The following is a 22168-nucleotide window of genomic DNA, read 5'->3' as shown; positions in this document are numbered from 1 at the left end:
ACGAGCGGGATACTGATCAGCCCGTCGGGCTGATCAGTACATCCCGCCCATGCCGCCACCACCGCCCGCCATCGGCGTCGCCGGCTTGTCTTCCTTCCGCTCCACCACCACGCACTCAGTGGTAAGCAGCAGCGACGCGATCGACGCCGCGTTCTGCAGCGCGGTCCGCGTCACCTTGGTCGGATCGATGACGCCGGCCTTCATCATGTCTTCGTACTCATCGGTCGCGGCGTTGTAGCCAAAGGCCTTGTCCTTCGACTCCTTGACCTTGGCGAGGACGATCGACCCTTCGACACCGGCGTTGATCGCAATGGCGCGGATCGGCTCCTCGATGGCGCGACGGATGATGTCGACGCCGATCTTCTCGTCACCGCTCGCCTTGACGCGGTCGAGCACCGACTGGCAGCGGATCAGTGCCACACCGCCGCCGGGGACGATTCCCTCTTCGACCGCCGCGCGCGTGGCGTGCAGCGCGTCCTCGACGCGAGCCTTCTTCTCCTTCATCTCGGTCTCGGTCGCCGCACCGACGTGGATCACCGCGACGCCGCCGGCAAGCTTCGCCAGCCGCTCCTGCAGCTTCTCCTTGTCGTAATCCGACGTGCTCTTGTCGATCGCGGCACGGATCTCGGCGATCCGCCCCTGGATCGAATCCTTCTTCCCCTTGCCGTCGACGATGGTGGTGTTGTCCTTGTCGATCACCACGCGCTTCGCCTGACCGAGCTCGTTGAGGGTCGCGTTCTCGAGCTTGAAGCCGACTTCTTCCGAGATCGTCTGGCCTTCGGTGAGGATCGCGATGTCGCGGAGCATCTCCTTGCGGCGATCACCAAACCCTGGCGCCTTGACCGCGGCGACCTTGAGGGTGCCGCGCAGCTTGTTGACGACCAGCGTCGCGAGCGCCTCCCCTTCGACATCCTCGGCGATGATGAGGAGCGGCTTCCCCGACTGGGCAACCTTCTCCAGCACCGGGAGGAGTTCCTTCATCGACGAGATCTTCTTGTCGTGGATCAGGATGTACGGCGACTCGAGCACCGCCTCCATCGCCTCGGGATCGGTGACGAAGTACGGCGAGAGATAGCCGCGGTCGAACTGCATCCCCTCGACGGTGTCGAGCTCGGTGGCGAGCCCCTTCGCCTCCTCCACCGTGATGACCCCTTCCTTGCCGACCTTCTCCATCGCCTCGGCGATGAGCTTGCCGATCTCGGAGTCGTTGTTGGCGGAAATGGTGCCGACCTGGGCGATGTCCTTCTTGCCGCTGGTCGGGACCGACAGCGCCTTCAGTTCGTTCACCAGCGCCTCGACCGCCTTGTCGATGCCGCGCTTCAGTTCCATCGGGTTGGCACCGGCGGTGACGTTCTTCAGCCCTTCGCGGAAGATCGCCTGCGCCAGGACCGTCGCGGTGGTGGTGCCGTCGCCAGCGAGATCGCTGGTCTTGGTGGCGACTTCCTTCACCATCTGCGCGCCCATGTTCTCGATCGGATCGGCGAGCTCGACTTCCTTGGCGACGGTGACGCCGTCCTTGGTGACAGTGGGCGAGCCGAACTTCTTGTCGATGACGACATTCCGGCCCTTGGGGCCGAGGGTCACCTTGACCGCCTCGGCAAGCGCGTCGACGCCCTTCTTGAGCTTCGCCCGCGCGTCCACGTTGAACATCAATTCCTTTGCAGCCATTGCTTCTCTCTCCGGATCAGTAGGTGTGGATCAACCGAGCTTGGCGAGAACGTCGGAGGCCTTGATGATCATGACCTCGTCGCCTTCAATCGTGAACGGCGTGCCGCTGTATTTTCCGTAGATCACCTTGTCGCCGACCTTGAGATCGAGCGGAACCCGCGCGCCCTTCTCGAAGCGGCCCGGACCGACGGCGATGATTTCGCCCTGGGTCGGCTTTTCCTTGGCAGTGTCGGGGATGTAGAGGCCACCGCGCATCGATTCGGCCTCTTCGGTGGGAAGGATGACCACGCGGTCTTCCAAGGGGGTGAGCTTGTGCTTGCTCTTGCTGGCGCCAGCCATGTCACAACCTCCAACTTGAACGGTGTACGGTAAGTAACGATATTGCAATGAGTTGGCAGTCGTAGCATTCGACTGCTACCGGGCCCAAACGTAGTGATGGCGACGAGACTGTCAAGCCGGACCTCCGCCGGACCGGGATATATTTTCGCGTCGCGTTCGCGCCATTCCACTCCACCCCGATTCGAAGGTGCGTCGATGCTCGCCCTGCCCCTCCTGTTTGCCCTCGCCGGTCCCGTTCATCCCCCGGCATCAGTCGAGCACGGACTGATCGTCCGGGTGAACAGCTCGCAGCACACCGTGACACTGATCGGCGGGCAGTACGACATCGCGCCGGCCACCGACGAGATGCCGGGAATGCCGATGGGGATGATGAAGATGCAGAGCTCATCGCTGCTCCGATTCACCTGGCCGGTGACGGGGTGGGTTCGCGGCGTGCGCCTGCGGATCGTCGACGCCGACGGCAAGCCGCTCTCGCGCAAGCTGGTCCACCACATCAACGTGGTGAATTTCGGGCGGCGGCAGCTTTTCTACGCGATCCCCGAACGGATGATCGCGATGGGCGAGGAGACCGAGGACATTCGCGTCCCGGCAACCGTGGGGATTCCGGTCACGACCGGGATGCCGATGGCGGCGCTGGTGATGTGGCACAATCACAGTGCCAACATGATCAAGGGCGTGTCATTCGAGATGACAGTGGAGTATTCCCCCACCAACCTGGTGCCGAAGCCGGTCAGCGTCCTTCCGGTCTACCTCGACGTGATGAACCCTGTTGGCCAGGATGTCGACTTCGATCTCCCGGCCGGCCATACCTCATGGCATCGCGACTTCTCGCTCCCGTTGAGCGGCCGGATCATCGGCGCCGGCGGGCACGCGCACGATTTCGCCACCGGGCTGATGCTTCAGGATGTCACCGATTCGTCGAAGCCGAAGCAGGTCGTCAACCTGCAGATCAAGCTGGCGCCGAAGGGGTATATCGAATCGGTCGAGCGAACCTTGCCGGGGATCACCGGCGACGGGATCCGGCTGCAGGACTCGCATCGCTACCGTCTGGTGGGGACCTACAACAATCCGACCGGGAAGTCGATCGAGAAAGGGGCGATGCTGCACATGGCGCTCCTCTACGTTCCTGACCATCCCGATCGGTGGCCGGCGCTCAACACCGGCGACGCCGATTGGAAGAAGGATGTTGCCCGGCTTGTCGGGATGGGAGAGATCCCGCAGCAGAAGGAGTAGCGCTACTCCACGATCCTGCGGACGCCGATCCACCGGCGGAGCCAACCCCGTCCTTCGGTGTCGGCGTCCGAGAGCTGCGAAAGGGAGACACCGCGCGAGGCGCTGTGGATGAATCGCCCCTCGCCGACGTACAGTCCGACGTGCGTCGGGACGTCACCGCGCTCCGAAAAGACGAGGATATCCCCGGGGAGCAGTGACTCGACGCTCCGCTCGATCGCGACGCCCGCCGTGGCCTGACCAGCGGCGGTCCGCGGAATCCGGATTCCGTACCGGGTGTAGGCGTACTGGATCAGCCCGGAACAGTCGAAGCCGCCGCTGCCGTTGCCGGTCCCTCCCCAGACGTACGGCTGGCCCATCTCCTCGATCGCCGTACCCACGACGTTGCTGAGCAACCGCGCTTTCGCGTCGGGGATCCCTCGCGATCGCAGGATGTCGGCGATCGGCGGCGGGACCCACAGCCCTGCGGCCTCCGGCTTCGGCGGCGGTACTTCGTGCCGGCGAGACCGATACCCGATGACGGCGCCGATCTCGATGCCGTTCCTGCCGGTGACCGTGAGCGACCGCCACCGTCCTTCGGCCATCACCCGGAACGGTCCGGCGACGATGATCGGCATCCGGACGCCAAATGATCCCGCGGCCCAGAGTTTGGACTGGCCACCAATGCCGATTCCGCCGGCGACTCCGACCAGCAGCGTCGGGACGCCGTGCGCGGCGCTGAAGAGCGTGAGGTCGGCGCCGGCGCCATAAAGATCGCCGGTCGCCGGCCTGGCACCGGGAAGTTCGAGCAACGATCCATCGACGCCGAGGGGGCCGGTGATGTCGCGCTCGAGGGTGAGCCGCCAGCTTGCCTCCGATGGAGTTCCGGCGAGGACGCGTCCGGCGGTGAGAAAGACGCCATCCTGCGCGGCAAGCGGCGCCGCCATCATGAGAAGCGCGCAGGATGCGAAGGCGGCGCTTCGCCTCAGGCCGATGGGTCCGTGAGGGCGGCCGCGCCGAGCCTGGAAATCTTCACCGGGCATTGGATTGCGGTGGCTCCGGCGGGTTGACCAGTCGCTCCACCAGTTCGGTTTCGGGAATTCCTTCGGTTGTCATCGAGAGCGTGTGGCGCAGCTCGGGCCGGTTCCGCAGTAGCCGCATCCAGAGGCGCAGGACGATTCCCGCAACGATGAACGCCAGGGCGAAGGTCACTTCGAGCGAAGTTGTCGACGCCATCCGGCGGGTCACGACGAGGCCGCCGAGTGCACCGACCGCGGCGGCCACGAGCAGGATCAGCGGAGTGAGCAGCCAACCCGCGACGCGAAGAACGAATCGCGCTGCGCCGCGGAACATGCAGGCGTCAGCCGCGCCTGCTGCCGAGCGCGCTGATGGCGTTTGCCACCACGAGACCCGGCATCAACGCGACAGCGAAGGTGGGAACGTTCCACCCGGCGAGTGGGAAATGCACCGCTGCCGCGAGCGCTCCGACGATCGCCGAGACAACGGTCACGAGGACGATCGCCTGCGGCACGGACGCTTGACCGGTTCGATTGGCCTGGTGCGCGAGGATCCACGATCCCTGCCAGGTGATGAAGGTCCCGGCCATCCACCACACCGGGATGTACCACCAGATCGATCCGCCGCCGACTTCATGCCACCGATTGGTGTACATGCCGAGAGGCTGGAGGATCAAGGCGTCGATCGGGACGAAGAACCAGGTGGCGCCGAGCCCGATTCCGGCCGCGGCCGAGATCCCGTCGATCTGCCTCGGCCGGATGCGCGTGCCGGGCCAGAAGATCGTGATCATCGCACCGATGTAGACCACGATCCCCGTCAGGGCGTGTTCGATCGTCCCGCTGAGCGAGCGCGTGATGATCGACACCACGACGACGCACAGCGATTGAACGATGGCCAGAATTGCCGAGGCGCGGACGATCGGTGCGATCTTGATCTGATCGAAGCGGGAGTCCACCTGGACCGCGGTCGCCATGCACATCTCCAGATTGAGCGGATGGTTCCCAAAAACTAGTGGAGCGAGGGGATGGACGCCACGGACAGCATCCCGTTATGCCGCCCAGCCGATCAGGATCGCGATGTCGGTCAGCGCCCAGGCGATCAGCGCGTGGTACATCGCTCGCTGGTGCTCGCGTGACGACCAGACTCTGGCATGTGCGCGCCACGGTCCGAGGACGGCGACCCATGCCAGCGCCGCGACACCGAGCGCCGCCCACTTGAGCATGTCCCGCGCGGTCCAGCCGCTCTCCCACGCCGCCATGACAAACATGCCGAACGCCACGCCGACGCAGAAGATCGCCACCGTCAGCGACCGCCGAAGGCCGAGCCGGATGGCGAAGGTCCGATCGCCACGCGCGCGGTCTTCGTCCATCTGATACAACTGCGTGAGCGGGTAGAGCGCCGCGAAGAGCGGGGTGAACGCGAAGAGGACCGGTCCGAGCGGGCCGTGCAGGATCCGGCCGGTGATCGCCCACCCCGCGTACGCCGTGAGGGTGCCGAATCCGAACATGTTGATGACCCAATCGGCGCCAGCGACAGACTTCAGCCGGAACGGCGGGACGGAATACGCCACCGACAGCACCGCGCACGCGAAGTACAACTCACGGTAGCGGATCGGCAGACGCCACGTCAGTGCCAGGCCAGCCGCCATCAGAAGCGCGGCGTATTGCGCCAGATACTTCGGCGGGCGCGGCGGGTTGCGCAGGAAGGCGATATCGCCGACGTCCTTGTCGAACGCGGAGTTGAGCGCCAGCGTCCCGCCGTTGAGGAGAACCACCCAGCTGCCGATGCCGAGAATCGCGGCGGAATCGGGCCAGTGGAATCCGACCGCCAGCAACCATCCCACGGCACAATGCGCGGCCATGATCGGCCACTCGGCCGGGCGCAGATGGAGGAGATACGGGCTCACGCCCGACCGGTGGCCCACGCTCTGAACGGCGCTCATCCGAGCAGGTGCATGGCCTGTGCTGCCACGCGGAGCCCGTGCAGCGTGAGATCGGGATCGACCTGCGCGATCGATCGAGTCAGCGGAGCGATCAGCGTTGCAAGGCCTCCGGTCGCAATCACCTGGGGTGTCCCCGCTCCCGGCCACTCAGCCCGGATCCGTGCGATCATCCCGTCCACCGCATCGGCGGCGCCAAGGAGGACGCCGGCGCGGATGTTGTCTTCGGTGTTCCGCGCGATCGCTCGCGATGGCGCCACGAGCTCGGTGGCGCCGAGACGCGCGGCTTTCCGGATCAACTGATCGGCGGAGGTTCTCACGCCCGGCATGATCGACCCGCCGATGAAGCGGCGGTCGGCGGTGATGCAGTTGAATGTCGTTGCCGTACCGAATCCGACGACGACGCTGTCGCCGGGGAAGCGATCGAGTGCGCCAAGGGCGTTGGCGATCCGGTCGGCACCGACCGCCAGCGGCTCGTCGACATCGAGGGTGAGCGGCAAGGCGGCGCGTGGCTCGACGAGACCGATGTTGGGGTGCACGGCATCGCGGAGTGCGTCAAGGAGCGGTTGCGTCACATGCGGCACCACCGACGCGACGCACGACGCGCGGATCTCGGCCGGCGAGTGGCCTGCGCGGACGATGAGCGCTTCGAGCGCGAGGGCCCATTCGTCGGGCGTGCGCTCGACCCCGCTGGTGAGCCGCCAGCGCGCCAGGAGTTCGTCGCCGTCGAACAGGCCGGACGTCGTCTCGGTGTTGCCGACGTCGATCACGAGGAGCATGTCAGGAATCTCGCGTCACTTTGGGCTCATCACCACCCCGGCGATGACCTCGGTCATCGTGCCGACGTCAGTCCGGACCTGCAACGCGCCGAGCGGGGTGATCCCGGCCGCGGTGCCGACCACCGGCTCGGTGACCCGCGCGCCGGCCAGTGCATCACGCAGCGCGAACGCCGCCAGTTCGGCTGGCGTGAGTGGTCCCGCTTCGCGCGCCGCCAGCGCAATCGCGCCGGCGACCGGAGCGGCGAGCTCGGCCGGATCGGCGCGAGGATCCCAGGTCGACAGCGAGACCGCCATTTCCTTCAAGTCATCGGGAATAGGGTTGCGGACGTTGAGGCCGAAGCCGACCACGACCCACTGGCACTTCCCCGCTGCCCAGCGTGCTTCGCAGAGTATGCCGGCCAGCTTGCGACGGTCGACGACGATGTCATTCGGCCACTTGAGATCGAGCCGAGGGAGCGCCGGCGACGCAGCCTCGAGGGCGAGCGCGAGCGCGAGACCGATGCGAAGCGACAGTGCCTCGAGCGCATCGGCGCGCGCGGGGCGCGCCACGACCGAAAGCCAGAGGCCACCGGGTTCTGACGACCAGTTCCGGCCGCGAGTGCCACGCCCGGCAGTCTGGCGCGCCGCCACGACGGCCGTACCATGCGCCGCGCCCTCCTGCGCCAGGCTGTGAGCCGCCTCCATTGTGCTCGGCAGCTCCGCTGCCCGGATCAGCTCAGGTGGCATCCATCCGGAGGAGATGCAGCGCGGCAAGTCCCAGGATCAGTACACCGAACGCGATGCGATACCAGGCAAAGACGGTGAACGAATGACGCTGGACGTAGCGAAGGAAGCCGCGAATGACGAAGAGCGCGGCGACGAACGACACGCCGATGCCGACAGCGAACATCGGAATATCTGCTGCGGTGAAGAGGTGTCGGCTCTTGAAGATGTCGTAGCCGGCGGCGGCGATCAGCGTCGGGATGGCGAGAAGGAAGGAGAACTCCGTCGCCGCGGCGCGGGAGAGACCGAGCGCGTATCCGCCGAGAATCGTCGCCGCGGAGCGCGACGTCCCCGGAAAGAGCGCCAGCACCTGGGCGCAGCCGATCCCCAGCGCCTGCTTGGTGGAGATCCCGTGCACCTGATCGGTCGAGACCGCCGGCCGGCGCCACTCGAGGATGAGGATCACGATGCCGCCGACGATGAATGCGCCGGCAACGGTGACCGGGGTGAAGAGGTGCAACTTGATCCAGCGATGCATCCCGAGGCCGACCAGCGCCGCCGGAAGAAACGCCACGACAATGCTGCCACCGAGGCGTCGCTCTGCCGGCGACTGGAACCATCGCATCAACAGCTCGCCGAGAAGCGCGCGGTAATGCCAGATCACGGCGAAGATCGCGCCGACCTGGATCACGATCTCGAACGTGGCCGCGCGTTCGCCGGTGAACGACAGGAGCGAGCCCGCGACGATGAGGTGCCCCGTCGACGACACCGGCAGGAACTCGGTGATCCCCTCGACCAGTCCGAGGATCGCCGCGACAACGAGTGCGGGAAGAATCATCGGCGGTTGAGGATCTGCTGATAGTACGCTTCGTACTGCGGCACCACGGCGTCGGTCCCGAATTCGCGGGCGCGTGCAAGCGCTGCGTCGCGCATCCGCGCATAACGCGGCGTGTCACGGAGGAGATCGATCGCACGGCGGGCCATCGCTTCGACCGAGCCGACCGGCTCGAGCAATCCTTCCACGTCGTCGGTAATCACCTCGGGAATTCCTCCCACGCGCGACGCGAGCACCGGTGTACCGCACGCCATCGATTCGAGCGCCGCGAGACCGAACGACTCGGTCTGCGACGGCAGGATGAAGAGATCAGCGGCCGCGAGCAGCGGTGCGACACTGTCGAGCCTGCCGAGAAAGAGGACGTCATCGCTCACGCCGAGGTCGCGCGCCTCCTGCTCGGCATCGTTGCGATCGGGACCGTCGCCGACGAGCATCAACGTCGCCGGCATGGCGCGGCGAAGCCGGGCGAAGATCCGCACCACGTCCTTGACACGCTTCACTTCCCGGAAATTCGAGACGTGCACCAGCAGCCGGTTCCCGTTGGGCACCAGCGACTCGCGCGCCGTGGCGATGTCGGGGCGGTATTCGCTCAGGTTGACGAAGTTCGGGATCACGGCGAGTTCGCATTGCACGCAGCCGAAGGCGCGGTAGGTCTCGTCGCGCAGGAACCGCGACACCGCGGTCACGCCGTCGGATTTCTCGATGGAGAACTTCGAGATCGCGTAGAACGACGCCTCCTGGCCGACGAGCGTGATGTCGGTGCCGTGAAGCGTGGTGATCACCTTGATCGGATGCGAGGCCCGGAGCATCTCGCGCGCCAGGAACGCCGTGGTCGCGTGCGGAATAGCGTAATGGACGTGCAGCAGATCGAGTTCTTCCTGGACGGCGATCTCGTACTGCCGCGACGCAAGCGCCAGCTCGTACGGGTAGTGCTCGAAGAGCGGATACCTCGACATCGAGGTATCGACCTCGTGAAAGTAGACGTGCTTGGTGTAGCCTCGGAGCCGGAACGGCGACTGGTAAGTGATGAAATGGACCTCGTGACCGCGCCGCGCCAGGTCGAGACCGAGTTCGGTCGCGACGGCGCCGGATCCGCCGTAGGTCGGATAGCAGGTGATGCCGATCTTCATGCCGCCGCCTTCCATGCTTCGGCGATGTCGGCGGCGACCTCTTCCGGGGGGCGCACCGCATCAAGTGTCAGGACGTTGGGGCCGAGCTGGTGGCGAAACCAGGTTTCCTGGCGCTTGGCGTACTGACGAGTCGCCGTGGCGATCGCGTCCGCCAGTTGATCGCGCGCGAGCGTCCCATGCAGCACGGCGACCGCTTCGCGGACACCGACGCCGTCCATCCCCGGGCCGCCCACCGGCGCACCGTCGGCCAGTGCTGCTGCGACCTCCTCCACCATCCCGCGCCGAATCATTTCCTGTGCCCTCGACTGAATCCGGTGATGCAACACGGCCCGCGGTGCGGTGAGGCGAACGATCCACGGGCGCAGCTGTCCGCCAACGGCGGCGGTTCGCTGCCACCATGAGAGCGGATGCCCGGTGAGCAACGCGATCTCGATGGTTCGCGCGGCGCGGTGCCGCCCTCCGCTGATTTCGCGCCCCGGGTCGAGCCTCGCCGCCCAGCGCACCAGCGTCGCATGGTCCATTGCGTTGGTGACCGCTGCCACCGCGTCGCGGCGTGGGCGATCGAGTGGCGGCTCAGCAAAGAGACCGTCGACCAGCGCCTTGACGTACAACCCCGATCCGCCGACGACGACTGGAAGATGTCCCCGGGCGCGAACGTCGCCAATCGCCTCCGCCGCTTCGACCGCAAACCGTCCCGCACTGAATCGTTCGCCGGGGCGGATCAGGTCGATGAGGTGGTGTGGCACCCGTTGCCGCTCGCGGGGCGTCGGCTTGGCGGTGACGACGTCGAGCGTCCGGTACACCTGACGGGAGTCGGCCGAGATCACTTCGAGCGGCCAGTACGCGGCGAGCGCCAGCGCGACCGCAGTCTTTCCGATTCCCGTGGGCCCGACGATGACCGGCGTATCAGCGTCGGCCAAACCGGCGCTCCAGTTCGTCGAGCGGAAGCTGCACGATCGTCGACCGGCCATGGACGTCGTGCGGCGGCAGATCGCAGGTGAAGAGCGCGGTGAGCAGTTCGCGCATGCTGCGCTCGTCGAGCGACTGCCCCGCCTTGACCGCGGCGCGGCACGCCCACGTCGCCGCAAACCGCTCCAGCCGGTTGGCCCATCCTCCGAAGCGGCCGCGCGCGAGATCGGCAATCAGCTCCCGGAAGCAACTCTCGGCATCGAAGCGAGGATGCGGATTCGGAACGCCGTGGATTGCCACGGCCCGGCCGCCGAACGGCTCGATCTCAAATCCGGTGCGGCGCAAGAGCTCTGCGTGCGCCGACACCGCGTCGAGTTCCTCGTCATTCAACTCGATGGTGATCGGCAGGAGGAGCCGCTGCGCGGGCAACCCGTCGCCCTGCAGGCGTCGCAGCACATCCTCGTAGAGAACGCGCTCGTGCGCCGAATGCTGGTCGACGATCACGAGACCGTCGGCCGCCTCGTAACAGATGTAGGTGTCGGCAAGCTGCAGCAGGTGCGGCAGCATCGGAATGACGGCCGGCTGGTGTGCGGCATGGGTGACCGCCTCGTCGAGCGGTGCAAAGAGATCGCCTGGCGCCGCCGATCGGTCAGCAAGTCCGGCCGGATACCACAGCGGCCGCGGCGCGGAGAGCGACGTCTCGCCAAGGACGGCCGAGGCATCGAGCCGAGCGAGCGCGGCGCGGATCGCCTCTTCCGCGGCCCGCTCCACGCCGAGACGATCACGAAACCGCACTTCGAGCTTGGCGGGATGCACGTTGACGTCGACATCACCGGGATCGACATCGATCGCGAGAAGGAGCGACGGGCGGTCACCCGGATGAATCGCTGATCGGTACCCCGCTTCGGCGGCGCGCACAAGAAATGGATCGCGAAACGGCCGGCCGTTGACGAAGAGCTGTGTGCGCCGCCCGGTCGGTTGCGCGTCGGCGGGGCGCTGCGCGAAACCGTGCACCCGCACGCTGCCGACCGCGAAGTCGACCGCGATCAACGTGCCGACGAGCTCCGCTCCCCAGATCGCGGCGAGCCGCTCGTCCGGCGTCTGCTCGGCGGGAACGGCGAGACGGGTTCGTCCGTCGAGGGTGAGGTCGAATCCGACCTCGGGGTGCGCCAGTGCCAGCGTGGACACCGTATCCCAGATCGCGCGCGATTCGCTCGATGCCGATCGGAGAAACTTGCGGCGCGCCGGTGTGTTGAAGAAGAGGGTCCTCACCGTGACCGTGGTACCGCGCTGGCGCGAAGCGTCGCGGACCTGGTCGAGACGGGCGCCGGAGACAGTCAGTTCGGTGCCGTCGCCGTCCGACGTCGACGAGACGATGGTGCAACGCGACACCGATGCGATGGCCGGAAGGGCCTCGCCGCGAAAGCCGAAGGTACTGATCCCGACCAGGTCGCCGATCTGATGGATCTTGCTGGTGGCGTGCCGATCGAGCGCGAGAATCGCTTCGTCACGCGTCATGCCGCAGCCATCATCGGCAACTTCGATCAACGTCTTGCCGCCGTTTTCGACCGCGACCCGGACCTTCGTTGCGCCGGCATCGAGGGCGTTCTCGATCAGCTCCTTGGCGGCGGACGCCGGGCGCTCGACCACTTCGCCGGCCGCGATCTGGTTCGCGACGGCGTCGGGGAGGATGGCGATGCGGCGTGCGGTACCGGCAGGCATGACTTCAATGTAGTGGCCCGATTCCGGCGACCGCGGATGCGGGGACCCATCCTTCGATGGTGCGATCACCGGGACCCACGGTCGCTCGCAGTTGCGTGTCGATCAGCACCCAGTTGGGAACCCGGCGATGCACCTCGACCACCGACCAGGTGGCGACATCGGCGAGCGCATTGGTTGCCGGGTGGGGCGAGATGTGAATCGTGGTGGTTGCAAGGACGAGGGCGCGGTCGGCATGCTCATCCTGGATTCGGGTCGCCGCGACGAGCAACGCCGCCACGCCGATCAGTCCGACGCCAAGGGCGCTGCGCCGCCACCCGGCAATCATCGCCGTGCTCGCGACGAGCCAAGCCGCCAGACCCACCAGCAGCAGCTCGTCGCGCGACAGCGGCACCGACGGTGCGAGGGCGCGGACGTCGCCGGGAATGGCGGTATCGCGTTGCCATGCCGTCCGCACCGCGCCGTCGCGAGGTGCCAGCCGAAGGGCCTCGATGAGGGCCGCTGCCGCACCGGGATCGTCGCCGGCCATCCAGCGCGCTTCACCGAGATTGCGCCATGCACCGACGGCGGTGGGGTGCGCGCGGACGTCGTTCTCGAAGATCCGCGCCGCACCGGCATAGTCGCCACCGGCATACCGGGCCACGCCGTCGCCAACCTGCGCGGGGAGCCTCGCCGCCACCAGCGCGATCAGCAGGACCGTCACCGCGACGGCTCGCCGGCGCAACCTCGCGACGATTGTCGGCACGATCGCCGGTGGATCTGGCGACGGCCCCGGCACCGGACCGTAGCGGTTCCGTGCTGCGGACGACAACCATCGGCGCACCTGCTCGGCGTCATCTCGTCCGACCCCGCGCGAGCGCAGTGCTGCCGCAACATGTTCCGGCCCGGCATCGAGTGGCGTACCGAGTACAGCGCGGAGCGTCGCTTCGGGGTCGCCACCAGCAGGCGCGCTCGCGATCGTTGGCAGTACCCGACGCCTGCGCCGGATCAGCACAACGAGCCAGGGCGCCACTGCCACGAATAGCAGTACCGGCCAGAACGATCGCACCACCACGGTGGCGACCGGGCGGTCGGAATCGCTGCCCAGCAGCGGCGGTTGCCGGTCGGACGTTGCCGATGCCGCGGGGACGACGGGCAAGGTGAGCGGCGACGCCGCGATTGATCGCGTTTCGACGGCACCGGGATCGAAATACTGATAGCTCACTGCAGGGAGCGTCAGCACACCGGCGCTGTCGGCGACGACGGTGTACCGGAACTGCTTTTCCCCGGCGATGGTGCCACGATCGGGCGTCCGGCTTTCGGTCGTCGCTTCGGGATAGATGTGCAGGCCGGGCGGCCATTTCACCTGTGGCGCGGGCCACAGCGTCAGATTGCCGGCGCCGCTCAGGACCAGCTGGACCACTGTCGGCGCGCCCGCGCGTATGCTGCTCACCGGAGCGCGCCAGGTGATGCGCATCGCGAGAGCGGTGGGGCCGCCGCCCAGCGAAGCGCTGGCTGCAGCGGGAACGGCACGAACAATCAGATGTTCCGCCGCCGAGGCGTAACTTCGCGGTACCTCCTTGGCGAAGTACGACGCAGACGTCGGCACCCGGAAGTTGAGTGTCGCAGGCGGCGCATCGATCCGTCCGGGCCCGAGCGGGAAAAGCACCTGGTACGACACGAAGAGATCGTAGACTTGGTGGCCGATGTATCGCGTCCCCGCCGGCACCGGATTCTGCTGGTTCCGCGCGATCCAGACACCGCCGAGGAGCGGTGATCGGATCGATGGCGCATGATTGAGCCGGTCGCGAAGCTGGCGCGGAAACCACGCTGCAGTGATCAATTCGACCTGCTCGCCGACCCACACCGTATCGCGCGAAAACTTGACGCTGATCGACGGTTCCCCCGGGCGGGGGAGCGGCATCCTGTCCACCATCGCGCGGATCTGCGGCGTCAGGGTCGTGTTGGTGTCCTGGAACGCCAGCGCGGCCACCAGAGCGAGCGCAATCACCAGTCCGGCCCGAGTTGCGGCTCACCGCGCCGCATTCGCTGGTTCTGATTCTGCCGCGTATCGCGCTCGGCGCGCTCCATCGCATTGAGGACCTGATCGGCCTCGGCCGGCGTCATTCCGCTGCGGCCGCCACCACTCGGCGGTGGAGGAGGTGGCGGTCGGTTCCCTGTACCGCCGGATTTCCCCTTGCTGCTCGACGACGGCTTCGGCGGCGGCTTCATCCGCCGTGCCAGTTCGAAATTGAACTTCGCATTTCTGTCGTTGGGAGCCAGCAGGAGTGCCTGCTGCAATTGAGTCGACGCCGCATTCAAGAGCGAATCGCGCTGCGTCGAGTCGCGTCGCGCCGAGAGGAGGTAGGCGGTGCCTAGGTTGTAGAGTGCCCGTTGCCGCAACGCGGGATCGACGCTCATCGTCGCCCGCTGCAGTTCGGCGATCGCGGTCGGCAGGTCCCTGGCCATCAGCGCGGAGGTGCCGGCGTTGAACCACGCCGAATCGGTCTGGCGGCGCTTGATCTCCGCTGTGAACGCCTGACGCGCACGCATCGTGTCCCCGCGCAGGAGGAGTCGGCTTCCCGTCGACGGCCGTTGCGCTCCGGCCCGCGCCACACCGATTGCCAGCATGATTCCGATCAGTGCCGCACTCCGCCGGGTGAGCGTATGCGCCAGGAGCACGAGTGCGGCAACCAGTGCGAAGATCCATGCGCGCGGCACCAGATCGGCGGCGGAACGATCGCTGGTGCGGATCCGGTGCAGGTGCGCCAGAACGCGTCGCACGTCGCCGACAGGGTCCGGGGCGTTGGCGGCGATCATCACGCCGTTGGCCGATTGCACCGCCGCCTGCAGCAGGTCGTCGCGCCGGACGGTGACCACTTCCCGTCCAATCTGGTCGCGGTGCCAGCTTCCGTCGGGATCGGGGATGCGTGCGCCGCGGATGTCGCCGACCGGCACGGCGATGAGGGTGATTCCCGCGCGGCGCAGGCCGGCCCCCGCCGTCTCGAGTGGATGCGGCCCATCAAAGGTCTCCCCGTCGGTGAAGACCACGATGGCGCGGTCGCCACCTTGTGGCGACGCCGTCAGCACCTTCCGCGCGAGCTCGAGCGCCGGGCCGAGCCCCGATCCGCCGACGCTGGCCATCTCGGGATCGAGCGCGTCGAGTTGCAGCGTGATCGAACTGGCGTCGAGGGTCAGCGGCGACAGGACGTACGGGTGACCCGCGAACGCGACGAGCGCAAAACGATCGCCATCGAGATCCTGGACCAGCCGCCGGGAGAGCGACACGGCCCGGCCGAGGCGGCTGGGCGCCACATCCTGCGCCAGCATCGACCGGGAGATGTCCATCACCACGACCACGTTGAGCGCCTGCGATTCGGTGCTCGTCGTCGCCGACCCCCATCGCGGACCGGCGATCCCGACTGCGATGCAGAGCGCGACCAGCGAAACGATCCACACCGAATACCGGCCCAGTGCTCGGGCACGGACACCGAGCGCGCGAGACCAGACATCGGCGGCCCGCTCCCGCGCCCGGCGCGACCTGAACGCCGCCAGCGCGATGATCGCAATGATCACCGGCACCACGTAGAGGAGGATCGGTCGCTCGAAGATCATGGGATCCGGATCACCATCGTGCCGCTGATGATCAGTTCGGCGAGGAGCGCTGCCAGCGTGCCGGCGAGAAATGGCAGCGTCCGTTCCTGCTGGCGGGTGTACCGCACCGCGTCGACCGGCGCGCGAGCGAGCTTGTCGACCTGCTGGAAGATGCTGGTCAGCGCCTGCGAATCCTTGGCCCGGAAGTACTCGCCGCCGGTGCGCTGCGCGATGTCGCGCAGCAGGTCTTCGTCGATTTCGACCGGCATGTTCTCATACCGGTAGTTCCCCTGCGCATCACGTTGCGTCGGCACCCGCGCCTCGCCTTCCGACCCGATCCCGACGGTGTACACCTTGATCCCGAACGCCGCGGCGGTTTCCGCAGCGGTACGCGGATCGATGACACCGCGATTGTTGACGCCGTCAGTGAGGAGGAGCACCACCTTGCTGGCGCCCGGGACCTTGCGGAGGCGCGCCACCGCGATCGCCAACCCCGATCCGATCGCGGTACCGTCGTCGAGCGCGCCGATCTCGACATTCCGGATCGCGTCGATCAGCGCCGGATAGTCGAGCGTCACCGGAACCTGGGTCAGTGCTTCGCCGGCAAAAACGACGAGGCCGATCCGGTCGGCGTTACGCCCCCGCACGAAATCGATGGCACGCTGCTTCGCCACTTCGATCCGGTTGGATGGCGCGAAGTCCTCCGCCAGCATCGAGCTCGATACGTCGATCGCGATCACGATCGCCACTCCGTTGGCCGACACGACCAGGCGGTCACCGGCGCGATATGGCCCGGCCGCCGCGAGGATCAAGCCGATGAGCGCCAGCGAACGAAGGGTCGGCGGGAGCAGCAGCTTCCACCGTCCGCGGGTTGCCGCGTCGAACGGCCTGGTATCGCTGACGGTTGCGGCCACGGGATGTTGGCGGCGGCGCAGCCACCACCAGACCGGCAGCGCGAGCAGCAGCGGGAGGAGCCACGGCCGGGCGAAGTAGATCACGGCGCCGGCTCCTCGGAAATGCGGGACCATCCTTCGATCACGAGCGCGGCGAGCTGGTCGTCGGCGGTCGGCGCAAAGCGCAGCTGATCGGCGCGCGCTCTCCATTCGGCGAAGTCGGCGCGCGAACGGGTCATCGCCTCGACATGCTCGAGCGCGAGTCGCGGCTCGCCGGCACCAAGCCACAGGTCGATCCGCCCCCGCGTGAGCGGCGGCGCCATCGGCGGAGGCGTGACCGGAACTGGTGGACCGGGTCGGCGCCACCACCAGAGCCCCGCGGCGGAGAGCAGCACGGCGAGGGGAACGAGAACGGCAAATGGCAGGTACGAACGCTCCGCACTCGCCAGCCACGGCCGCCCCGGATGCGGCGCAATGTTCGCGGCGGTCTTCGCCGCCGGGAGCACCGACGCGACGTCGACGCTCACATGCGTGTCGGCGAGGGTGTCGACGTGGCCACGCATATCGACGACGATGACACCGGGAAGGGCGAGGTCGTTGTGTCCCGACGCCCACACGGCAACGGTATACGCAATGCGGACCGAATCGCCGTCGCGCGTGATCACCGGCGGCGCCACCAGTGTCGCCACGGTCGAGTCCGTCGGCGACGGCGCGGTCACCACCGCACCGGGTGGCGCGGCGATATGCCGGACGATGGTGATCGTGTCGCCCACCGTCGGCACCTGCTGCTGCGTCATCGCCGCCCGCCCGACTTGCCGAAGGCGCTCCGCAGCGCGCTCATGTAGTCGCCTTCGGTGCGCACCACGACTTCACGGACCCCCGCCGACGCAAACGCGTTGGCGCGGTTCAACCGGGTGCGCTTGGCCGCGGCTTCCGCGCGGCGGCGGGCAACGGGATCACTGCTGTCAAAGAGCACAGTGCTGCTGCCCTGCTCCGCTCCCGCAAGGTTCACCCACCCGCCGGTCGGAAGTGCCGTATCGCGCCGATCCTCGAGCGCGATCGCCGTCACTTCGTGGCGTGCAGCAAGTCCCTTGAGCGGTGTCGCCCAATCCTTCGCCAGAAAATCGGAGATCACCACGATCAACGCCCGACGCCGGAGAAGTGACCCTGCGCTCCGGAGCGCACCGGCGAGATCGGTTCCCCTGCCGGTCGCCTCGAGCGAGAAGAGCGTCTGCACCACGCCGAAGACGTGCCGATGGCCGCGCCCCGGAGGAATCACCGGACCGATCGTATCCGCAAATCCGAGGAGGCCGACGCGATCCTGCTGCTGCGCCGCGACCAGCGCGAGGAGCGCCGCGATCTCGATGGCCCGCGCCGACTTCGGTTCGGGATCGCCGATCGCAGTCGATCGCGAGTGATCGACGATCAGCAGCAGCGTGAGTTCGCGTGCTTCGGTATACAGCTTGATGTACGGGTGCCCGGTCCGGGCGAGGAGATTCCAGTCGAGGTGCCGAAGGTCGTCGCCCTCGGTGTACGGCCGGATATCTGTGAACTCCATGCCGGTGCCGCGGAACACCGACCGGATCTCTCCGCCAAGCAGCGTGTCCGTGGCCCGCCGCCCGCGCAGTGCGAGGGTGCGGACCTGCTTCAGCAGTGCCGGCGGGAGACGACTCGGCACGTCACGGCACCCGAACCGCGCCGAGCACCTGCTTCACCACCGCGTCGGAATCGAGCCCCTCGGCCTCGGCGTCGAACGTCAGCACGATCCGGTGGCGCATCACATCCGGCGCCAGTTCCTGGACATCTTCCGGTGTCACGTAATCACGGCCGCGGAGGAAGGCGTGCGCACGCGACGTCTGCGCCAGTGCGATCGACGCCCGCGGCGACGCACCGTACGCGATCATCGCATCGAGCGGACCGAGACCGATCGCTCCAGGTTCGCGCGTCCCGCGGACCAGGTCGACGATGTAATCGGCGAGGCGCTGGTCGAGATGGACCGCGGCGATCTGTTCGCGCGCGGCAAGGACCTGCGCCGGTTCGGCGAGACGCCTCACAGGAATGGAATCGTCGGCGCCACTCATTCGCAGCAGCACCTCGCGCTCTTCCGTGCGGGCGGGATAACTCACCTTGACCTTGAGGAGGAAGCGGTCGAGCTGCGCTTCCGGCAGCGGATACGTTCCTTCGCTCTCGATCGGATTCTGGGTCGCGAGGACGAGGAACGGCGAAGGAAGCTGGTACGTCGTCCCGCCGATGGTGACCTGCCGCTCCTGCATCGCTTCCAGAAGCGCCGACTGCACCTTGGCCGGCGCGCGATTGACTTCATCCGCGAGAACGATCTGCGCGAAGATCGGTCCGTGCCGCACCGTGAACCGCTGCTGCTGTGACTCGAAGATCATCGTCCCGACCACGTCGGCGGGGAGAAGATCGGGGGTGAACTGGATCCGCGAGAACGATGCGTGCAGCACGTCGGCGAGCGTGCGCACCGTGAGGGTCTTGGCAAGCCCCGGCACGCCTTCGAGGAGGATATGCCCGCCGGTGAGCAGGCCGATCAGCAGGCGCTCGACCATGACATCCTGCCCGACGACGCGTTTGCGGATCTCTGCGACAACATCCTGGACCGGGAACGTCACTCGCTGCCTCCGGATTTCAAGCCGATCGCGTGGTAGATGCCGCGTTCCTCGGCTGGCGTCAATGGGCGCCATTTCCCTGGCTCGAGATCATCGAGCCGCACCGGACCGTACGACACCCGCGCCAGCCGTTCCACCTTGGCGCCCATCGCTTCGACCCACCGCCGGACGATGCGATTCCGTCCCTCTTCAAGCGTGACTTCCAGAATGCTCCGTCCGTTACGCCCCGGCTTCACGTTGACCCGGCTCGGGACGACAGGACGTTCATCGACCTTCACCTGCGTTGCAGACCGCGCGGTGAGTTCCGCGGTGGTCGCACCGTGAACCAGCGCGATGTACTGCCGCGGAATCCTGTAGCGCGGATGAGTGAGCCGGTGCACCGCCTCGCCATCGGTGGTGAGCAACAGCAAGCCGGTCGTCGCAACATCGAGGCGGCCAACGTAGGTCAGCCCCAACGCATCGGGGATGAAATCAAAGACGGTCCGGCGCCCCGCCTCGTCGCTCGCCGTGGTCACCACGCCAAGCGGCTTGTGGAACGCGAGCCAGCGGCGCGTGGCGAGGCGGATCGTCTTCCGGCCCACGGTCACCTTGGACTTCGCCGGATCGACCGACATGCCGAGTTCCGCAACCCGGCCGTCGACCTTGACCTTGCCGTCAGTGATCAGCGTTTCCGCCTGGCGTCGCGACGCCACGCCGGCGCGCGCGAGGAAGCGCTGCAATCGCATCAATGCCATCAGCCCTCTTCGACCGACGCCAGCGCGCTGTCGTCGCCCTCGTCTGCTTCGGGACGGTGCGGCTGCAAGGCGATGGTGAGTTCCTCCGCGCGCGGCAGGTCGGTCAGGTCGTTGAGGCCCAGGGTCTCGAGGAAGAGCGCCGTCGTGCCGTAGAGAAGCGGTCGTCCCAGCGCTTCGCCGCGTCCCACCACTTCGATCAATCCGCGTTCCTGCAGGGTGCGGAGCACGCCGCCGGAGTTGACTCCCCGGATCTCCTCGATCTCGGCGCGCCCCACCGGTTGCCGGTACGCGATGGTCGAAAGCGTTTCCAGCGTCGCCGCGGAGAGCCGCGGTTGCCGCTGCAAAGCCTGGGCGCGTTCCACCGCTGCGGCAAAGACGGCGCGAGTCAGAATCTGGTAACCGCCCGCGAGTTCGGCGATCTCCACGGCGTGGCCGTCGAAGTCATAGTGCTCGCGCAATTCGTCGAGCGCGGTGCGCACCTCGGCCGCGGCGGCGTCCGGCTCGAGCCCCTCGAGTTCGTCGAGGGTGAGCGGACGATTGGCCGCGAACAGCGCAGCCTCAAGCAGTTGCGAGAGTGGGGAGAGCTTGCTCACGGGCGATCACCAATGGCGCAAAGGGAGTGGATTGGCGAAGGCGGCAGACACCGCGACGCGCGAGTTCGAGGAGCGCCAGCAAGGTGGAGAGCACTTCGACCATCGTCGGTTTCGGTCCGAACGCCGCGCGCCAGTCGAACTCGTTCTGTTCGGCAAGGAGCGCCTGAATCCGCCAGACCGCGCCTTCGACGTCGAGCGGCCGGGTGATCACGCGATGGAGCACCGGCTGCGGAATGGCGAGGATCACCCGCTCCACCGCAGTGAGGAGCTCGAGCAGGTCGACCGAGAGCGGGATCGGTGGAAGATCGGGCGGCGGCGGGAGATAGCCGCGTCCGTGACGGAGCGCACGACGCTCCGCCAGCCGCGCCAGCTCGCGGGCGATCTCCTTGATCTGCTGGTACTCCAGGAGGCGGCGGACCAGTTCGGCACGTGGGTCGACCCATTCACCGTCGTCGCCCTGGCGGGGGAGCAGGAGCTGCACCTTGAGCCGGATCAGGCGGCCGGCCATTTCGAGGTAGTCCGCCGCCTGGTTGAGCCCCAGGGCATGGATTGCCCGCAGGAACTGATCGGCGATCCGCGCGACCGGAATATCGGCGATATCGATCTGCTCCTCCCGCACCAGATGCAGGAGGAGATCGAGCGGCCCGGTAAAGCCGTCGAGCGCCACGACGAAGCCGGTGGTGGCGACGTCGCCTCTTTCTGACTCGATCGCCGCTGTCATGCCTGAAAGATGTTCCAGCCCTGGCCCACCGCGAAGGGGGCGACGGCGTGGATCAACCCCGACTCAGCCATCCAGGCCGGCGTCATCACCCACCCGAGGACCGGCTGGGCCACATAGAGGAGGATGACAAGGGGGATGAACCCGAACCGGTCGAGCGACCGGTAGCGCACCGCCCATGCCGTGGGGAGGAAATGGTAGAGGATCCGCGAGCCATCGAGCGGTGGGATGGGAATCAGGTTGAAGACGCCGAGAATCAGGTTGAGGTGGATCCCCCAAAACAGCATCCGCTGCGCGGTTTCCACCGTCGACGTCCCGGACCCTCCCGCTGCGTGGTACAGCATGCCCAGCAACCCGAATAATGCGGTGCACGCCAGCGCCAGGACGAAATTCGTGACGACCCCCGCGCTCGACACGATCAGGTCGCCCCGCTTGTAGTTGCGAAAGTTCCGGGTGATGACCGGGACCGGGCGCGCGCCGCCGAAGGTGAACTGGCCGTGACTGAGAAACCACAACGCCACCGGCATCGCAATCGTGTAGATCGGGTCGATGTGGGGGATCGGGTTGAGGGTGAGGCGGCCGAGCTTGTAGGCGGTGTCGTCCCCCTGCTGATAGGCAGCCCATCCATGCGCAAACTCGTGGGCAACGAGCGCAAAGAGGAGCATCGGCAGGGCGAGCAGAAAGTCGTTGAGCACGGTGCGCTAAAGTAGTGCGGGAGCTGGTTCTGCGCCCGGACCGGGCGACCATCCCGATGCCCCGGATGTGCCGCTCTCTTGAACCTGAC

The 22168-nt window shown here is 67.2% G+C and carries 23 protein-coding genes; 1 reads left to right on the top strand and 22 read right to left on the bottom strand.

Annotated features, from left to right (window positions below):
• Positions 1-33: 33 nt before the first annotated feature.
• Together groL and VGM20_08310 are read right to left on the bottom strand one after the other, a co-directional pair.
• A complete protein-coding gene (gene groL / locus VGM20_08315) occupies positions 34-1668 on the bottom strand; it encodes a chaperonin GroEL (GenBank protein HEY4100865.1) in 1635 nt (544 codons plus the stop codon).
• 30 nt (positions 1669-1698) lie between these two features.
• A complete protein-coding gene (locus VGM20_08310) occupies positions 1699-2007 on the bottom strand; it encodes a co-chaperone GroES (protein HEY4100864.1) in 309 nt (102 codons plus the stop codon).
• A 195-nt stretch (positions 2008-2202) separates the two neighbouring features.
• On the opposite strand from VGM20_08310, the gene VGM20_08305 reads away from it, so the two are divergent.
• Positions 2203-3240 (top strand): hypothetical protein, encoded by a 1038-nt coding sequence (locus tag VGM20_08305; protein ID HEY4100863.1) that lies wholly within the window; start codon positions 2203-2205, stop codon positions 3238-3240.
• A 2-nt stretch (positions 3241-3242) separates the two neighbouring features.
• On the opposite strand, the gene VGM20_08300 is transcribed toward VGM20_08305, so the two are convergent.
• From VGM20_08300 to VGM20_08205, 20 genes are all read right to left on the bottom strand, one after another.
• Positions 3243-4163 (bottom strand): C40 family peptidase, encoded by a 921-nt coding sequence (locus tag VGM20_08300; GenBank protein HEY4100862.1) that lies wholly within the window; start codon positions 4161-4163, stop codon positions 3243-3245.
• Between the two features lie 85 nt (positions 4164-4248).
• Positions 4249-4569: a hypothetical protein gene (locus VGM20_08295; protein ID HEY4100861.1), complete on the bottom strand. Its 321-nt coding sequence runs from the start codon at positions 4567-4569 to the stop codon at positions 4249-4251.
• A 7-nt stretch (positions 4570-4576) separates the two neighbouring features.
• Entirely contained in the window at positions 4577-5206 is a 630-nt protein-coding gene (locus tag VGM20_08290) for a hypothetical protein (protein ID HEY4100860.1), read from the bottom strand.
• A 75-nt stretch (positions 5207-5281) separates the two neighbouring features.
• Positions 5282-6175: a UbiA family prenyltransferase gene (locus tag VGM20_08285; protein ID HEY4100859.1), complete on the bottom strand. Its 894-nt coding sequence runs from the start codon at positions 6173-6175 to the stop codon at positions 5282-5284.
• The gene (locus VGM20_08280) at positions 6172-6951 is read right to left on the bottom strand and encodes a type III pantothenate kinase (protein HEY4100858.1); all 780 of its coding nucleotides are present in this window, start codon (positions 6949-6951) and stop codon (positions 6172-6174) included. Before VGM20_08280 ends, VGM20_08285 begins: the two co-directional genes overlap by 4 nt.
• 15 nt (positions 6952-6966) lie before the next feature.
• Positions 6967-7677 carry a biotin--[acetyl-CoA-carboxylase] ligase gene (locus VGM20_08275; protein ID HEY4100857.1) on the bottom strand — a complete coding sequence of 237 codons (711 nt, stop codon included), beginning with the start codon at positions 7675-7677 and terminating at the stop codon, positions 6967-6969.
• Complete coding sequence (locus VGM20_08270; GenBank protein ID HEY4100856.1) at positions 7667-8491, bottom strand: undecaprenyl-diphosphate phosphatase; 825 nt, start codon at positions 8489-8491, stop codon at positions 7667-7669. Before VGM20_08270 ends, VGM20_08275 begins: the two co-directional genes overlap by 11 nt.
• Positions 8488-9618 carry an N-acetyl-alpha-D-glucosaminyl L-malate synthase BshA gene (gene bshA, locus VGM20_08265; protein HEY4100855.1) on the bottom strand — a complete coding sequence of 377 codons (1131 nt, stop codon included), beginning with the start codon at positions 9616-9618 and terminating at the stop codon, positions 8488-8490. The genes VGM20_08270 and bshA overlap by 4 nt, the downstream gene beginning before the upstream one ends.
• Complete coding sequence (gene miaA, locus VGM20_08260; protein HEY4100854.1) at positions 9615-10538, bottom strand: tRNA (adenosine(37)-N6)-dimethylallyltransferase MiaA; 924 nt, start codon at positions 10536-10538, stop codon at positions 9615-9617. Before miaA ends, bshA begins: the two co-directional genes overlap by 4 nt.
• Entirely contained in the window at positions 10525-12249 is a 1725-nt protein-coding gene (mutL, locus tag VGM20_08255; GenBank protein ID HEY4100853.1) for a DNA mismatch repair endonuclease MutL, read from the bottom strand. The genes miaA and mutL overlap by 14 nt, the downstream gene beginning before the upstream one ends.
• A gap of 4 nt (positions 12250-12253) precedes the next feature.
• Positions 12254-14236: a BatD family protein gene (locus tag VGM20_08250; protein HEY4100852.1), complete on the bottom strand. Its 1983-nt coding sequence runs from the start codon at positions 14234-14236 to the stop codon at positions 12254-12256.
• Positions 14233-15840, bottom strand: a complete 1608-nt coding sequence (locus tag VGM20_08245) for a VWA domain-containing protein (protein ID HEY4100851.1) — start codon at positions 15838-15840, stop codon at positions 14233-14235. Before VGM20_08245 ends, VGM20_08250 begins: the two co-directional genes overlap by 4 nt.
• Positions 15837-16817 carry a VWA domain-containing protein gene (locus tag VGM20_08240; GenBank protein HEY4100850.1) on the bottom strand — a complete coding sequence of 327 codons (981 nt, stop codon included), beginning with the start codon at positions 16815-16817 and terminating at the stop codon, positions 15837-15839. Before VGM20_08240 ends, VGM20_08245 begins: the two co-directional genes overlap by 4 nt.
• Positions 16814-17509: a hypothetical protein gene (locus VGM20_08235; protein HEY4100849.1), complete on the bottom strand. Its 696-nt coding sequence runs from the start codon at positions 17507-17509 to the stop codon at positions 16814-16816. Before VGM20_08235 ends, VGM20_08240 begins: the two co-directional genes overlap by 4 nt.
• Positions 17506-18390, bottom strand: a complete 885-nt coding sequence (locus tag VGM20_08230; GenBank protein HEY4100848.1) for a DUF58 domain-containing protein — start codon at positions 18388-18390, stop codon at positions 17506-17508. Before VGM20_08230 ends, VGM20_08235 begins: the two co-directional genes overlap by 4 nt.
• 1 nt (position 18391) lies before the next feature.
• Positions 18392-19342, bottom strand: a complete 951-nt coding sequence (locus tag VGM20_08225; GenBank protein ID HEY4100847.1) for a MoxR family ATPase — start codon at positions 19340-19342, stop codon at positions 18392-18394.
• On the bottom strand, positions 19339-20073 hold the full coding sequence (locus tag VGM20_08220) for a pseudouridine synthase (GenBank protein HEY4100846.1): 735 nt from the start codon (positions 20071-20073) through the stop codon (positions 19339-19341). Before VGM20_08220 ends, VGM20_08225 begins: the two co-directional genes overlap by 4 nt.
• Entirely contained in the window at positions 20073-20666 is a 594-nt protein-coding gene (scpB, locus tag VGM20_08215; protein HEY4100845.1) for an SMC-Scp complex subunit ScpB, read from the bottom strand. The genes VGM20_08220 and scpB overlap by 1 nt, the downstream gene beginning before the upstream one ends.
• Positions 20632-21387: a segregation/condensation protein A gene (locus tag VGM20_08210; protein HEY4100844.1), complete on the bottom strand. Its 756-nt coding sequence runs from the start codon at positions 21385-21387 to the stop codon at positions 20632-20634. The genes scpB and VGM20_08210 overlap by 35 nt, the downstream gene beginning before the upstream one ends.
• Entirely contained in the window at positions 21384-22079 is a 696-nt protein-coding gene (locus VGM20_08205; protein ID HEY4100843.1) for a site-2 protease family protein, read from the bottom strand. Before VGM20_08205 ends, VGM20_08210 begins: the two co-directional genes overlap by 4 nt.
• Positions 22080-22168: the final 89 nt, after the last annotated feature.

The organism is Gemmatimonadales bacterium (genome assembly GCA_036500345.1).
GTDB lineage: Bacteria > Gemmatimonadota > Gemmatimonadetes > Gemmatimonadales > GWC2-71-9 > Palsa-1233.
Note: the sequence above shows the minus strand (reverse complement) of the source record. Positions and strands in the feature narration are given on the sequence as shown.

Coding starts and splice junctions, on each gene's coding strand:
- VGM20_08310 (HEY4100864.1), bottom strand. CDS start 2,007: ATGGCTGGCGCCAGCAAGAGCAAGCACAAGCTCACCCCCTTGGAAGAC.
- VGM20_08275 (HEY4100857.1), bottom strand. CDS start 7,677: ATGCCACCTGAGCTGATCCGGGCAGCGGAGCTGCCGAGCACAATGGAG.
- VGM20_08270 (HEY4100856.1), bottom strand. CDS start 8,491: ATGATTCTTCCCGCACTCGTTGTCGCGGCGATCCTCGGACTGGTCGAG.
- groL (HEY4100865.1), bottom strand. CDS start 1,668: ATGGCTGCAAAGGAATTGATGTTCAACGTGGACGCGCGGGCGAAGCTC.
- bshA (HEY4100855.1), bottom strand. CDS start 9,618: ATGAAGATCGGCATCACCTGCTATCCGACCTACGGCGGATCCGGCGCC.
- VGM20_08220 (HEY4100846.1), bottom strand. CDS start 20,073: ATGGCATTGATGCGATTGCAGCGCTTCCTCGCGCGCGCCGGCGTGGCG.
- VGM20_08235 (HEY4100849.1), bottom strand. CDS start 17,509: ATGACGCAGCAGCAGGTGCCGACGGTGGGCGACACGATCACCATCGTC.
- VGM20_08305 (HEY4100863.1), top strand. CDS start 2,203: ATGCTCGCCCTGCCCCTCCTGTTTGCCCTCGCCGGTCCCGTTCATCCC.
- VGM20_08280 (HEY4100858.1), bottom strand. CDS start 6,951: ATGCTCCTCGTGATCGACGTCGGCAACACCGAGACGACGTCCGGCCTG.
- VGM20_08285 (HEY4100859.1), bottom strand. CDS start 6,175: ATGAGCGCCGTTCAGAGCGTGGGCCACCGGTCGGGCGTGAGCCCGTAT.
- mutL (HEY4100853.1), bottom strand. CDS start 12,249: ATGCCTGCCGGTACCGCACGCCGCATCGCCATCCTCCCCGACGCCGTC.
- VGM20_08295 (HEY4100861.1), bottom strand. CDS start 4,569: ATGTTCCGCGGCGCAGCGCGATTCGTTCTTCGCGTCGCGGGTTGGCTG.
- VGM20_08300 (HEY4100862.1), bottom strand. CDS start 4,163: ATGGCGGCGCCGCTTGCCGCGCAGGATGGCGTCTTTCTCACCGCCGGA.
- VGM20_08210 (HEY4100844.1), bottom strand. CDS start 21,387: ATGACAGCGGCGATCGAGTCAGAAAGAGGCGACGTCGCCACCACCGGC.
- VGM20_08245 (HEY4100851.1), bottom strand. CDS start 15,840: ATGATCTTCGAGCGACCGATCCTCCTCTACGTGGTGCCGGTGATCATT.
- VGM20_08290 (HEY4100860.1), bottom strand. CDS start 5,206: ATGGCGACCGCGGTCCAGGTGGACTCCCGCTTCGATCAGATCAAGATC.